General features: G+C 68.5%; 14 protein-coding genes and 1 tRNA gene. 8 read left to right on the top strand and 7 right to left on the bottom strand.

Annotated elements, in window-relative coordinates:
- Positions 1-391 precede the first annotated feature (391 nt).
- Genes rplI through rpsF form a run of 4 tightly spaced genes read right to left on the bottom strand, consistent with a single transcriptional unit; the run spans position 392 to position 2,057 of the window.
- Complete coding sequence (rplI, locus tag KDL01_RS00340) at positions 392-838, bottom strand: 50S ribosomal protein L9 (protein ID WP_212526214.1); 447 nt, start codon at positions 836-838, stop codon at positions 392-394.
- A 19-nt stretch (positions 839-857) separates the two neighbouring features.
- The gene (gene rpsR / locus KDL01_RS00335; RefSeq protein ID WP_034266792.1) at positions 858-1,094 is read right to left on the bottom strand and encodes a 30S ribosomal protein S18; all 237 of its coding nucleotides are present in this window, start codon (positions 1,092-1,094) and stop codon (positions 858-860) included.
- 29 nt (positions 1,095-1,123) lie between these two features.
- Positions 1,124-1,705, bottom strand: coding sequence for a single-stranded DNA-binding protein (locus KDL01_RS00330; protein WP_212526213.1), 582 nt, complete (start codon positions 1,703-1,705; stop codon positions 1,124-1,126).
- A gap of 49 nt (positions 1,706-1,754) precedes the next feature.
- Entirely contained in the window at positions 1,755-2,057 is a 303-nt protein-coding gene (rpsF, locus tag KDL01_RS00325) for a 30S ribosomal protein S6 (RefSeq protein WP_212526212.1), read from the bottom strand.
- Positions 2,058-2,287: 230 nt separating this feature from the next.
- Here rpsF and KDL01_RS00320 point away from each other — a divergent pair, with 230 nt between their 5' ends.
- The 3 genes from KDL01_RS00320 (at position 2,288) to KDL01_RS00310 (ending at position 4,846) form a co-directional block, all read left to right on the top strand.
- Complete coding sequence (locus KDL01_RS00320) at positions 2,288-2,587, top strand: hypothetical protein (RefSeq protein WP_212526211.1); 300 nt, start codon at positions 2,288-2,290, stop codon at positions 2,585-2,587.
- Between the two features lie 86 nt (positions 2,588-2,673).
- On the top strand, positions 2,674-3,489 hold the full coding sequence (locus KDL01_RS00315) for a deoxyribonuclease IV (RefSeq protein WP_212526210.1): 816 nt from the start codon (positions 2,674-2,676) through the stop codon (positions 3,487-3,489).
- Between the two features lie 127 nt (positions 3,490-3,616).
- The gene (locus KDL01_RS00310; RefSeq protein ID WP_212526209.1) at positions 3,617-4,846 is read left to right on the top strand and encodes a lipid II:glycine glycyltransferase FemX; all 1,230 of its coding nucleotides are present in this window, start codon (positions 3,617-3,619) and stop codon (positions 4,844-4,846) included.
- Between the two features lie 33 nt (positions 4,847-4,879).
- Here KDL01_RS00310 and KDL01_RS00305 read toward each other — a convergent pair whose 3' ends face one another.
- From KDL01_RS00305 to KDL01_RS00295, 3 genes are all read right to left on the bottom strand, one after another.
- Positions 4,880-5,056 (bottom strand): hypothetical protein, encoded by a 177-nt coding sequence (locus tag KDL01_RS00305; RefSeq protein WP_212526208.1) that lies wholly within the window; start codon positions 5,054-5,056, stop codon positions 4,880-4,882.
- 126 nt (positions 5,057-5,182) lie between these two features.
- Positions 5,183-6,697 (bottom strand): glycosyltransferase family 87 protein, encoded by a 1,515-nt coding sequence (locus tag KDL01_RS00300; protein ID WP_212526207.1) that lies wholly within the window; start codon positions 6,695-6,697, stop codon positions 5,183-5,185.
- Between the two features lie 132 nt (positions 6,698-6,829).
- Positions 6,830-9,994 carry a transglycosylase domain-containing protein gene (locus KDL01_RS00295; RefSeq protein ID WP_212526206.1) on the bottom strand — a complete coding sequence of 1,055 codons (3,165 nt, stop codon included), beginning with the start codon at positions 9,992-9,994 and terminating at the stop codon, positions 6,830-6,832.
- Positions 9,995-10,289: 295 nt separating this feature from the next.
- Between KDL01_RS00295 and KDL01_RS00290 the strand changes: the two genes are divergently transcribed.
- The 5 genes from KDL01_RS00290 (at position 10,290) to KDL01_RS00270 (ending at position 13,254) form a co-directional block, all read left to right on the top strand.
- Positions 10,290-10,865 carry a PadR family transcriptional regulator gene (locus KDL01_RS00290; protein ID WP_212526205.1) on the top strand — a complete coding sequence of 192 codons (576 nt, stop codon included), beginning with the start codon at positions 10,290-10,292 and terminating at the stop codon, positions 10,863-10,865.
- Positions 10,866-10,970: 105 nt separating this feature from the next.
- A complete protein-coding gene (locus KDL01_RS00285) occupies positions 10,971-12,050 on the top strand; it encodes an inositol-3-phosphate synthase (protein WP_212526204.1) in 1,080 nt (359 codons plus the stop codon).
- Between the two features lie 51 nt (positions 12,051-12,101).
- Complete coding sequence (locus KDL01_RS00280) at positions 12,102-12,401, top strand: LppU/SCO3897 family protein (RefSeq protein ID WP_212526203.1); 300 nt, start codon at positions 12,102-12,104, stop codon at positions 12,399-12,401.
- Positions 12,402-12,461: 60 nt separating this feature from the next.
- A tRNA-Ser gene (locus KDL01_RS00275) sits at positions 12,462-12,550 on the top strand.
- Positions 12,551-12,900: 350 nt separating this feature from the next.
- The gene (locus KDL01_RS00270) at positions 12,901-13,254 is read left to right on the top strand and encodes a hypothetical protein (protein ID WP_212526202.1); all 354 of its coding nucleotides are present in this window, start codon (positions 12,901-12,903) and stop codon (positions 13,252-13,254) included.
- The last annotated feature ends 71 nt before the right edge of the window (positions 13,255-13,325 follow it).

Genomic DNA, 13,325 nt, shown 5'->3' with positions numbered 1-13,325 from the left:
CGGTCTCGGCCACCTCCTGTGCCGTGCCGGGTCGCGCGGGGCTGCCCGGGCCGTCGGGCTCGCTTGTGGCGTCTCGACGGTGTTCGGCGTGGGTGCGGAAGAACCACGGTAGGGCTGTTGCGGCCCGAGAGCGAGTCAGTCGTCCACAGGGCCTGTGGATAACTTGGGGATAAGTGGGTGCTGGCTGTGGAGAAACCGGGTCACGCCTGTGGGTGACTCGGTGGACAGCCGAGCCGTGGCGGCTCGGTCGGCCCCGGCTGCGGTCTCTGGCCTGCGCGGCGCTCCGGGGCGGGAACCCACAGGCTGTGCACAAAAAATTCCGGGCGCCGTATTCCCCCTTTCGGGAGAAGACGGCGCCCGGAACCGACGTGACGTCGCGTCAGGTCCGCCGTCAGGCGGCGACGATGGTCACACCGACGGTCGCGGAGACCTCCGGGTGCAGCCGGACCGAGACCTTGTGCGCGCCGACGGTCTTGATCGGCGTGGTGATCTCGATCTTGCGCTTGTCCACCGCGGGACCGCCCGACTGCGACACCGCGTCCGCGATGTCCGCCACGGTGACCGAGCCGAACAGCCGGCCGGACTCCCCGGCCCGGGTGGCCAGGCGCACGTTGAGCCGCTCGAGCGCCGACTTGAGCTCCTGGGCGTGACCGAGGTCACGCACCTCGCGGCTCTTGCGGGCCTTGCGGATGGTCTCGACCTGCTTCTCCGCGCCCTTGGTCCACGCGATGGCGAAGCCGCGGGGCAGCAGGTAGTTGCGGCCGTAGCCGTCCTTGACCGTGATGACATCGCCCGGGGCACCGAGGCCGGTGACCTCGTGAGTGAGGATGAGCTTCATGATTTAGTCCACCCTCTCCTTAGCGAACGGTGCTGGTGTACGGCAGCAGGGCCATCTCACGGCTGTTCTTCACAGCCGTGGCGATGTCGCGCTGGTGCTGGGTGCAGTTGCCGGTCACACGACGGGCACGGATCTTGCCGCGGTCGGAAATGAACTTCCGCAGCAGGTTCGTGTCCTTGTAGTCGATGTACTCGGTCTTGTCCTTGCAGAACGCGCAAACCTTCTTCTTGGGCTTGCGCACCGGGGCCTTGGCCATGGTGTCTTTCTCTCCTGAAAAAAGATCAATTAGAACGGGGGCTCGTCCGAATAGCCGCCGCCCCAGCCGCCACCTGCGCCACCGCCGGTGGCCCAGGGGTCGTCCTGTGGGGCGGGGCCGGACTGCTGGCCACCGCTACGCTGCACGGAACCTCCGCCGGAGGAACCCCAGTCGCCACCGCCGGCGGGCCCGTTGCCGGAGCCGCCGCTGCCGCCGCCGTAACCACCGCCGCCACCACCCGAGCCGCGCTGCGACTTGGTGATCTTGGCCGTGGCGAAGCGCAGCGTCGGGCCGACGTCGTCGACGTCGAGCTCGATGACGGTGCGGTTCTCACCCTCGCGGGTCTGGTACGACCGCTGCTTGAGGCGGCCCTGCACCATCACCTGCATGCCCTTGGTCAGCGACTCGGCCACGTTCTCCGCGTACTGCCGCCAGACCGAGCAGCGCAGGAACAGCGGATCGCCGTCCTTCCACTGGCTGGTCTCGCGGTCGAAGCTGCGCGGCGTGGAGGCCACGGTGAAGCTGGCCACCGCGGCGCCGCTGGGGGTGAACCGCAGTTCGGGGTCGCCGGTCAGGTTGCCGATGACGGTGATGACGGTCTCGCCTGCCATGGGGTCCTACTCGCCTTCCGCTGTTGGTAGCAGTGCCCGGTGCAGCGTGCTACCGCTGGTCGGGACGGATGACCTTGGTCCGCAGCACACCCTCGTTGAGGTTGAGCTGGCGGTCGAACTCCTGGACCACCGCGGGGGTGGCGTTCAGGTTGATGACGGCGTAGATGCCCTCGGACACCTTCTTGCCGCTCTTCTTGATCTCGTAGGCGAGGCGACGACGGCCCCAGATGTCGGTCTTCTCGACGGTGCCCCCGTTGGAACGGATCACACCGAGGAAGTTCTCGACGGACGGAGCGATCTGGCGCTCCTCGAGGTCGGGGTCGAGGATGACCATCACTTCGTAGTGACGCATGTGCGTACCCACCTCCTATGGACTCGAACGGCCGCGGACTTTCCGCGACAGGAGGGTCATGCATCGATCCAGGTCCACGCCCCCGGGGACGGGAGACGAACCAGGATCGGTCAAGTGTACCGGCACCCGATCGGCCCCTTGAAATCGGGATGTTCCGGGTTGATGCTGACACAAGACGCGTACGGATCGAGTCGTGACCGTGCGCAGTGACAGGTAGGGAGGTCTTCCTTGTGAGCCAGACCGTTTCTTCCCGGCACAGCCACCTCACCCTCAACACCGACGGCAGGCCGCATCCGTTGCAGAACACCCTGGCGGTGTTCGCCGCGGTGTTCGCGGTCATCTCGATCGTCAGCGCCTGGTACCCCTCGACCCACCTGCTCGGATCCTGGGCCGGAGTGGCGGGGCTGGCCACCGCGCTGTGGTCGCAGATGATCTCGGCCACCACCGCCGAGCGGTGGATCAACGTCTGCGCCATGGTCGTCTCCGGGGTCGGACTCCTGTTCGGTCTCGCTCACGGTGGACTCTACTGACGCCCACCGACAAAAACCGGGCCGCCGCTCACGGGCGGAAACCGGCGGACTGCGCGAATGTCGGCGGGCCTCGCTAGGCTCGACGCGTGACTCGTATCGGTGCCACCGTCGACCAGCACGACCCGATCTCCGCCGCGCGCGAACGCGGCGCCGACGCCGCGCAGATCCTGCTGGGCGACCCGCAGGCCTGGACCAAGCCGGAGGCCGCCTACCCGGGCGGCGCGGCGGCCCTCGCGGATGCCGCGAAGGCCGCCGACCTGCGGCTATACGTGCACGCCGCGTACGTGATCAACGTCGCCTCGCCGAACAACCGCATCCGCATCCCGGGCCGCAAGCTGCTCCAGCAGACTCTGACGGCCGCGGCCGAGCTGGGCGCGGCGGGCGTGGTGGTGCACGGCGGCCACGTGACCAAGGACGACGACCCGGCCACCGGCTTCGACAACTGGCGCAAGGCGGTCGAGGGCCTCGAACTGCCGGTCCCGCTGCTGATCGAGAACACGGCCGGCGGGAACTTCGCCATGGCCCGGCACCTCGAGGCGATCGAGCGGCTGTGGCAGGCCGTCTCCGGGCACCCGCACAGCGACCGGATCGGCTTCTGCCTGGACACCTGCCACGCCTTCGCGGCGGGCCTCGAGCTCGACACGGTGGTCGAGCGGATCCTGGGGATCACCGGCCGGGTGGACCTGGTGCACGCGAACGACTCGCAGGGCGGGTTCGACTCGGGGCGCGACCGGCACGCCAACTTCGGCGCGGGCAAGATCGACCCGGAGCAGCTGGCCGCGGTCGCCCGGGCGGCGGCGGCCGCGGGCGCCGACTTCGTCTGCGAGACCCCGGGCGAGGCGGCCGGGCAGGGTGCGGACGTGGCCTGGCTGCGCGAGCGGCTGGACGTCAAGGCGCAGTGAGCCGACGACCGGATGACGCGGTCATATCGGATACAGCCGGGAATACGGTCAGTTGACCGTATTGGTATGACATAGCCGGGCGCGTCGACTCGGTCCCGGGCGCGGAGGCGCGGATACTGGACGGCTGATGGAGATTCAGCTGACCGACCGCTCCCTGCTCCGGGCCGCCCCGCGGGTGCCGCCCCAGGCGCTCGCCCGCGCTGTGGCCGATCGTGTCCGGATCGAGGTCCGGGAGATCGAGAGCGCCGCGCACCTCGGCTTCCTGCTGCACCGGGCCGAGCCGGAACAGCTCAGCTTCCTGCAGGCTCCGGTCTGGGGCCGGGTCAAGGCGGGGTGGCGTGCCGAGTCGCTCGGCTGGTTCCAGCGCGGCGAGCTGGTCGGGACGGCCCTGGTGCTCTACCGGGACCTGCCGCCGCTCCCGGTACTCGGCCGGCGCTGCCTGGCCTACCTGCCGGAGGGGCCGACGCTCGGCTGGTTCGCCGACGGGTGCGTTCCGGCGGATTGGCTCGATCCGCTGGTCAGGCACCTGCGCGCGGCGGGGGCCTTCTGCGTCAAGCTCGGACCCAAGGTCGTCGCCCGCCGGTGGAGCGCCGCGAGCGTGAAGGCGGGCATGGCGGACGCGTCGGTGACCGACTTCGCCGAACTCGCGGCGGACGCGGTGGAGCCCGAGGCCGCGCGGCTGGTCGAGGATCTGCGCGCGCTCGGCTGGCGTCGTCGGGCGGCGGCCGGGCACGGGATCGCCGACCAGCAGCCGCGGCATTTCGTGCGGATCCCGCTGGACGGGCGGACCGAGGCCGAGCTGCTCGGCTCGTTCCACCCGCAGTGGCGCCGCAACGTGCGGACCGCCGAGCGCACCGGCGTACGCGTGTGGCGGGCGGGCCCGGAGCAGCTGCCGGTTTTCCACAGGCTGTACCTGGAGACGGCTCGGCGGGACGCGTTCACGCCGCGACCGCTGACCTACTTCGAACGGATGTTCGATGTACTCGGGCAGTGCGAGCCGGACGGGATAAGGCTGTATCTCGCGGGCGTGGACGGGGTCGCCTCGGCGGCGGCCACCACGGTCCGGCTCGGCCGGCACGCCTGGTTCGGCTACGGCGCCAGCGGGGACTACCGCCGCGACCTGCGCGCCTCGAACGCGGTGCAGTGGCGGATGATGCGCGACGCCCTGGCCGACGGCATGGAGTTCTACGACCTGCGCGGCGTCGGGTCCACCCTGGACCCCGGGCACCCGATGTTCGGGCTGCTGCGGTTCAAGATCGGAACCGGCGGCGAGGTGGTCGAGTACCCCGGCGAGTACGACTATGTGATCAACCGGGGGCTGGACGCGGCGGTGCGCGCCTACCTCCGGATGCGCTGAGCGAAGCGCGACCGGCTATTGCCCGCGCTTCGGCTACTGCCCGCGCTGCTTGCGTTTGGCGATGAAGCTGCCGACGCCGACCAGGACGAGCCCGGTCACGGTCAGTCCGGTGTCGAGGGTCTGCTTGGCCTCGGCCTTGCTCATCGCGGCGACGGCGGCGAGAGTCCGGCCGTGCACGACGGCGTGGTCCATGAGGTGGGCGGCGTCCATGCTGATCTATCTGCGCCGCAGGCGGCGAGGTCACACCTCGCCGCCCGCGTGTCGCGCTCTCGTCTCACCCGGTCACGGTAATCGAATGATGATATGACCGAGCGAGCTCCTCAGCTTGGCGCCGCCTCAGCTCAGCGCCGCCGCGGCCGAACCGCTCGGCACCTGCTCCAGTTCCGGTTCCGGCTCCTTCGGCGCGGGTGAACCGAAGCCGTAGACGTCCGGTGCCTGATCCAGCACGCCGCCCGCCGGGTCGTCCATCCCGCTCATCCGCACCGGGTCGCGGCGCGGGTCGATCGCGTCGCGGATCACCTGGACGCAGAAGAAGATCGTGCCGGCCAGGTGCAGCCCGATGGCCATGTCGTAGGCCACCTGCGGCAGGCCGCGGTTGGGCGTGCTGAGGTCGGCCAGGTAGAGCCAGATCGCGCCGTAGTAGACGACCTCGCACACCTGCCAGATCAGGAAGTCGCGCCAGCGCGGCCGGGCGATCACCGCGAGCGGGATGAGCCAGAGCACGTACTGCGGCGAGTAGACCTTGTTGAAGATGATGAACGCCGCCGCCACCAGGAACACGACGTGGCCCACCCGCGGCCGGAATCTGACCAGCGAGGTCAGTATGCCGATGGCCACGCAGGAGAACGCGAGCAGCACCGCGAACAACAGCGTGATCCGGGAGGCCGAAAACACGATCGGGTGGATCGGGTTGTACTCGAGGAAGAGCCAGAACGAGCCCCAGTCCGCCCCGCGCGCGTCGTTGAACTTGTAGAAGTACAGCCAGCCCGCGTAGTTCTGGATCATGAACGGCAGGTTCACCACAAGCCAGGAGCCGACCGCGCCGGCCAGGCACAGCGACCACTGCCGCATCTTCCCGGCCCGCCAGCACAGCATCACCAGCGCCACCAGGATCAGCACCGGGTAGAGCTTGGCCGCTGTGCCGAGGCCGATGAACACCCCGGCCAGCACCGGCTTCTTGCGCGCCCAGGCCAGCAGGCCCACCGCGGCCAGGCCCACGGCCACCAGGTCCCAGTTGATGGTGGCGTTGAGCAGCAGGCCCGGCGCGAGCGCGAACATGGCCGCGTCCCAGGGTCTGCGCCCGTTGAGCCCGGCCAGCGCCACCACCGTGATGCAGGCGAAGGCGAGCAGGAACCAGGTGGTGATCAGGTAGAACCAGCGGCCCTGGTTGTTGGTGTCGCCGGGGATGTGCCGGGCGATCAGCGCCGCGGTCTCCATCGCCGCGCCGGTGACCACCGGGTACTCGAGGTAGTCGCTCTGGTTCGTCGAGACGTACGGGACCTGGTCGTTGGAGAACCCGCGGCCCTGGTACATGAACGGGATGTCGCTGTAGCACATGTGCGTGTACTGCTGGTTCCCGCCGCCGGTCCAGGCGGTGTTGAAGCAGGGCTCGCGCATCCCGATGCCCACGGACATGGTCAGCAGGGTCAGCACGATCAGGACGAAGGCCACGGTGCCGCGCGCGAGCACGCTCGCCCGCAGTCTGGCCCGCTTGCCCATCACTCCGCCGACGCCCTCGGCGCCCAGGTTGGGCAGCGGGTCGTCCAGGCTGGGAGCGATCAGGTCCCCGGGCTCCGGCCCGGGCTCCGGCGTCTCGTCCGTGTCGTCGAACGCGCTCGTGCTGACGGTCATGCGCAAACCCTAGCGTCGCTTTCTGATAAGCGCCCCCCGCCCTCGGGGCGGATTTCGCGTGCGGTGAGGAAAACGGCGCGGGCGCGACGGTGATCCGTCGCGCCCGCGCCGTACCTTTCATGCGTCCCGCGGCTATGTGCCGCCGGTTCCGCCGCCGTTGCGTCTACCGGTGCTGGTGTCGCTGGGCGACGCACTGGCCGAGGCCGAGTCCGACGGCGTACTGCCGCCGCCGTTCCCGGTGCCGTCGCACTGGTCGATCAGGCTCGGCGTGCAGCTGGCGCTCGGGCTGGCCGTGGGCGTGTACTGCGTCTGGGTCGGCGGAGCCGGCGACTGCGTGGTCTTCGACGGTGTCGGGCTCGGCGACGGGCTGGCCGACGGGCTGTTGTAGACCGTGGCGTTCGGGTTGGGCTGCGGCGTGGTGAAGGTCTCGTCGCCGCCCATCGACGTGCCCTGCATCTGCTTCATGAAGTCGGCCCAGATCGCGAACGGATAGGTGGCACCGTAGTCGAGGCCGGAGTCGGCGATGTTGTCGACGGGCAGCTGGGTCGCCACCTGTTGCCCGTTGAGCGTGATGTTCGTCCACCGGCTGATGCCGACGGAGATGGCCAGCTTGCTGCTGTATCCGTCGAACCAGATACCGGCGGTGGTGAACGTGCCGTCGTGGTTGTTGTAGCCGACCTGGCTCATCGCGGTCTTGGTGCTGGCGGTGTAGTCCATGGTGGACGTGCCCGTCTTGCCCGCGATGTTGGTCATGTCGAGGCCGGAGCTGCGGTACGAGGAGTTCGCCGTGCCGTCCGAGTTGTGGATGACGCCGGTCAGCAGCTTGGTCTCGGTGGCCGCGACGTTGCTGCTGACGACCTGGGTCGTGGTCGTCTGCGGCTTCCAGATGGCGCCGTTCGGCTCCTTGATCTCCTTGATCTCCGTCAGCGAGTGCAGCGTGCCGTCGGCCGCGAGCACGCCGTAGACCGAGGCCATGCGAGCCGGGTCGGTCGGGCACACGCCCAGGGTGAAGCGCGCGTTGTCACAGCCGCCCTGGTTGCTGGTCCAGCCCGGCGTGCTCGAGGACATGCCGAACTGCTCGGCCATCTGCTCGACCGACGTGTAGTTGTTCGGCTGGGCCATCTCGAGGCGCACGAACGCGGTGTTGACCGACTGGTCGGTGGCCTGCTGCAGCGTCATCCAGCCGACCTTCGCCGTGCTGCCGTCGTTGGTGATGTCCGGCGCTCCGGCGTCCTGGGTCTTCTCGTCCGGGTTGACGGTGACGTCCGGCCACACGTTTCCGTTGAGATAGCTGTCCGGAGACCAGTTGTTCGTCAGTGCCGTGGCCAGGGTGAACGCCTTGAAGGTCGATCCACCCTGGGCTGTTCGCTGGGTCGCGTTGTTCTCGTAGGTGGATCCGCCGTAGAACGCGACGAGGTCACCGGTGGATGGATCCACCGCGGCCAGACCGGGTTGCAGCGTCGACTGGTCGAACTTCGTCTCCTTGGACAGCAGCTCGGTCTGCACCGCCTGCTTGGCCAGGGTCATGTACTTCGCGTCGAACGTGGTCACGACGGTGTAGCCGCCGTTGTCCTCGATCTCGGCCTTGGTCGGCGCGTTCGGGTCCGTCGTCTTGTGCGCGGAGTCGTAGCTGTCGAGCCAGTCCAGGGAGGCCTGCTTCATCTGGGCGGCGGTCATGCTCTCGCTGTCCGACGTGGTGCTCAGCGCGACGACCTTGGGCGGGCTCGCCACGGCCTGGGCGTAGACGTCGGGGGTGATCAGCTTGTACGCCTCCATGTTGGAGAGCGTGTCCTTCCACCGGCCCAGCGCCGCGGTCTGCGCGGCCTTCTGGGTGGCCGCGGTCTGGCTTGGATCCCATCCGGCCGAGTACGTCGATGGCGAGTTGAGCATCATGGACAGGAACGCGGATTGGGAGGCCTGTTCGGCCGCCGGTTCCTTGTTCATCTGGGCCAGGCTGATGTTGAACCACGCCTTGACGCCGGCCTCGATGCCGTCGGTATTTCGCCCGAAGGGTGAGGTGTTCAGATAGTCCGCCATGATCGTCTTCTTGTCGTACATCCGCGACAGCTTCAGTGCGATGAAGATCTCGTCGACCTTGCGGGACGTGGTCTGAGCCTGGGTCAGATAGGCGTTCTTCACGTACTGCTGGGTGATGGTCGAACCGCCCTGGAGGCTGCCGCCCATCAGGTCCACCATCAGCGCGCGCGCAGTGCCGGTGTAGGAGACGCCGGGGTTGGTCCAGAAGGTCTTGTCCTCCTGGGCCACCACGGCGTTCTGGATCATCATCGGAATGTCCGAGTAATCGGCTATGGTCCGGTTGCTCGGGCCGTCCGTGGCGAACGAGGTGGAGGCGTCGTCGTAGGTGAAGTTCGACTCCTGCGCGAACGCGGTCGAGTTCACGTCCGGGATGACCACGGTCTCGTACTCGAACACGACCAGGCCGAGCACCATGAAGAACCCGGCCAGGAAGCAGCCGGTGACCTGCTTGATCGAGGGCGCCCAGTGCTTCCAGCCGTACTTGCCGGTGCGCGGGTAGTCGAAGTAGCGGTGGTAACCGGTCTTCTTCACCGGGCCGCCCGGGCGCCCGCCGCCGGCGGCACGCGCACGCGCTCCGGCTCGGGAGGCGGCTCCGTTGCGGGTCGAGCGGCCGTTGAGCGCGCTCTCCGGGTACTGGTCGGACCTGGTCTGGCTGGGGTCGCGCACGTCCCCGCCGCGCGCGGCCCGGCGCTCCTCGAGCCGGCTGCGGCGCGGCTCGGGCACCGCGGCGCCCACTTCGGCCGCGTCCTGGACCCGGGTCGCCCCCGGATCCGGCGAGGGCCGGGTGCCGGCGCCCGCCAACTCTCCAGTGATCGGCTCGTTGTGGCCGGCACCGCCGCGTCCGCGCGAGCCGGAACCCGAGCCGTAGCCGCGACGTCCGCCGCCGGCCGCGCGGCCGCCCGAGGGGGCCGCCGGAGACGCACCGGGCGCCGGGGAGCCGCCGTACGGGTCGTAGCCGCGGGTGCCGCCGCCCGAGCCCGCCGAGCCGCCCGAGCCCGCTGCGGCGCCCGGGGACGGATGCTGCGGCGTGGGTGGGGGTTGCTGGACGAACGGGTCGGACCCGCCGCCCGCGCCCGGCGAGCCGTACCCTCTGGTACCGCCGCCCGACCCGTAGCCGCGCGACTGCGGCGACTGCCCGCCGCCGGCCGCGCCATCACCGTCGCCGGAGGAGCCGTAGCCCCGGCGTCCACCGCCGCCCTGCCCCCGGGAGCGGGGGTCGTCGTCGGTCGAGTCGCCTCGTCCGTACTGATATCCGCCCATCGGTTCTGCTCCCTCGGCGTTGCTCCACCTGTGCCACCTGTGCGCCCCAAGAAGACGGCTCTCCCGGGCTGCGCGGTTGCCAGCAGGGTACGCGGCTTGCCTGATGTAGGTGAGCCGGGGTGAGGTTCTGTCCGGTTCGCGTCGCCTTGGCGCCGATTCCGCCTTATAAACAGGGGAATGGAGCAATACCGCTGGGCGTGGCGGCGGGTGGACTTGTCAGTGGCGTACGGTCCGATCTATCGTGGGGATGTATCGAAGCGATACATCGACGGATAAGTCTCGGAGGGAGGGCCCGGTGGCAAAGCGCTCGGGAGTGCTCGAGTTCGCCGTGCTGGGCCTGTTGCACGAGTCGCCCATGCACGGTTACGAGCTGCGCAAACGGCTCAACCTGCTGCTCGGGTCGTTTCGCGCGTTCTCGTACGGCACGCTCTATCCGTGTCTGAAGGGTCTTGCCGCCTGCGGCTGGATCGTAGAGGACCGGCCCGTGGTGGAGCCACGCGGGGTCGAGACCAACCGTCGATCGAAGATCGTCTACAAGCTGACCCCGGCCGGGGAGGCACGCTTTCAGAGCCTGCTCTCCGACGCCGGGCCTTCGGCCTGGGAGGACGAGAACTTCGGGGTTCACTTCGCCTTCTTCGGGCGCACCGACGCGGCGATCCGGCTACGGATCCTCGAAGGCCGCAGGACTCGCCTTGAAGAGAGGCTGGATCTGATCCGCCAACAGGTCACCAAGACCAGGGAGCGGATCGACGGATACACGCTGGAACTCCAGCGCCATGGTCTGGAGTCGGTCGAACGCGAGGTCAGATGGCTCAACGAGCTCATCGCCACCGAGCATGACCAGCAGCAGGTGGGTCCACCTGCGTCCTGACGACCGGACCAAACCAGTCCGATCAATCCACCCCTGTCCCCTGACGATCGAGGGCGCGACCATTCCGCCCTGCGAAGATCGACTGATTGAAGGAGCATTCACCGCATGGGTTCGGTTCGCGTAGCCATTGTGGGCGTGGGTAACTGCGCCTCGTCCCTCGTGCAGGGCGTCGAGTACTACAAGGACGCCGACCCGGCTTCGCGGGTCCCCGGCCTGATGCACGTACAGTTCGGCGAGTACCACGTCAGTGACCTTGAGTTCGTCGCCGCGTTCGACGTGGACGCGAAGAAGGTGGGCCAGGACCTCGCGCACGCCATCCACGCGTCCGAGAACAACACCATCAAGATCGCCGACGTCCCGCCGACCGGTGTGAGCGTGCTGCGCGGCCAGACCCTCGACGGCCTGGGCAAGTACTACATGCAGACCATCGAGGAGTCCACCGAGGCTCCGGTCGACGTGGTCCAGGTCCTCAAGGAGACCAAGGCCGACGTCCTGGTGTGCTACCTGCCGGTCGGTTCCGAGCAGGCCGCGAAGTACTACGCCCAGTGCGCCATCGACGCCAAGGTCGCCTTCGTCAACGCCCTTCCGGTCTTCATCGCCGGCACCAAGGAGTGGGCTGACAAGTTCACCGAGGCCGGCGTGCCGATCGTCGGCGACGACATCAAGTCGCAGGTCGGCGCCACCATCACGCACCGCGTGCTGGCGAAGCTGTTCGAAGACCGCGGCGTGGTGCTCGACCGCACCATGCAGCTGAACGTCGGCGGCAACATGGACTTCATGAACATGCTCGAGCGCGAGCGCCTGGAGTCCAAGAAGATCTCCAAGACCCAGGCCGTGACCTCGCAGCTGCAGCACGACCTCGGCAAGGGCAACGTGCACATCGGCCCGTCCGACTACGTCGCGTGGCTCGACGACCGCAAGTGGGCGTACGTGCGCCTCGAGGGCCGTGCCTTCGGCGACGTGCCGCTGAACCTGGAGTACAAGCTCGAGGTCTGGGACTCCCCGAACTCCGCCGGCGTCATCATCGACGCCGTGCGCTGCGCGAAGATCGCCCTCGACCGCGGCATCGGCGGCCCGATCCTGTCGGCGTCGTCCTACTTCATGAAGAGCCCGCCGGTCCAGTACTTCGACGACCAGGCCCGCGACGCCGTCGAGCAGTTCATCAAGGGCGAGGTCGAGCGCTGAGCTTGACCGCGGACTAGGCCGTTCGCACGGGCCCCGGCTACGCTGCTCCCCATGTCACGCAAGGTGCTGTGGGGGATCGTGGCCGGGGCTCTGGTCATCGCCGGCTATCTGTACTGGGTAAGCGACGGCAAGCACACGAATCTCGCCGTCGGGGACTGCGTCTCGGTCTCCGGCAGCGGGCAGCTCGACGTGGTCGACTGCGGTGCCGGATCCGGCGTCTACAAGATAATCGCCGAGTACGACGGCACCGACTCCAACCAGTGCGACGCCGTCACCGGGACCGTGAAGTCCTTCGTCATCAGCCAGTCCGGCAGCGGTGGCCTGGTGCTGTGCGCCGGCGACGCGAAGTGACGGTTGCGCATAAGCGGCTTGCCCCCCGGGTGGGTACCCGTGAGACACTGGCCGCTGCCGGGAGGGCTCGCCTAGTGGCCGATGGCGGCAGTCTTGAAAACTGCTAGGACGGGGAACCGTTCTCGTGGGTTCGAATCCCACGCCCTCCGCTGAGTAGTACTTATGCAGTTCAGGGCCGGTTCCAGACCTCTGGAACCGGCCCTGAGCTGTCTCTCATCCCTGGACTGCCTTACACAGGCCTACGTGGTGATCGCGGCACATACGCGGCACGGTTTCAGTCCATGGAAGGCCATGGACTGCTCGCCGAAGCATCCTCAGTCGCCTGAGGTTTCCTCGGTTCGTGCCGGTTCCTTACTTGGGCGGCTGCTCGACGCGAGCGGCCGGCCTCACGACTTCTGCACCGAGGGACGGACGGGCGCGGGCGGACACCGTCTAGTGCTGCGTGGGGGCGGTCTGTAGACTCTCGCTGTTTTCGCCGCGTATGAGAATGGTGATAAGCATGTCAGCGCATATTCGGGTACAGCGCGCACACACCGTCCAGGACCGCCTCAGCACCTACGGCGTCTATATCGACGGTGTGAAGGTGGGCAAGGTCCGGGACGACTCCGAGGTCGAATTCGAGGTCACCTCGGGGCAGCACCAAGTACAGATGCGGGCCGCCTTCTGGAGCCGCGGCAAGGCCATCACGGTGAACGTTCCGGAGGGCGGGTCCAGCCACCTGCTGACCAGCGGGGGCCCCATCACGGGAGCGTTCGGGCTTGCCGGAGCGGCGGTTGCGGCAGCGTCCAGCAATGGGCAGCAGAGCGTGAGGCGCCTGCAGCTCGTCGAGTTGAATGCCGTTGCCGCTGAGTAAGGCGGCAGATTTCGTCGGGGCCGGTTCCGGGAAACGGGGCCGGCCCTTGGTCTTGCTCTGTAGGTGGCTCG

It is taken from the genome of Actinospica durhamensis (genome assembly GCF_018139695.1).
Classification (GTDB): Bacteria; Actinomycetota; Actinomycetes; order Streptomycetales; family Catenulisporaceae; genus Actinospica; species Actinospica durhamensis.
This window is presented reverse-complemented; position numbering and strand designations above follow the sequence as displayed.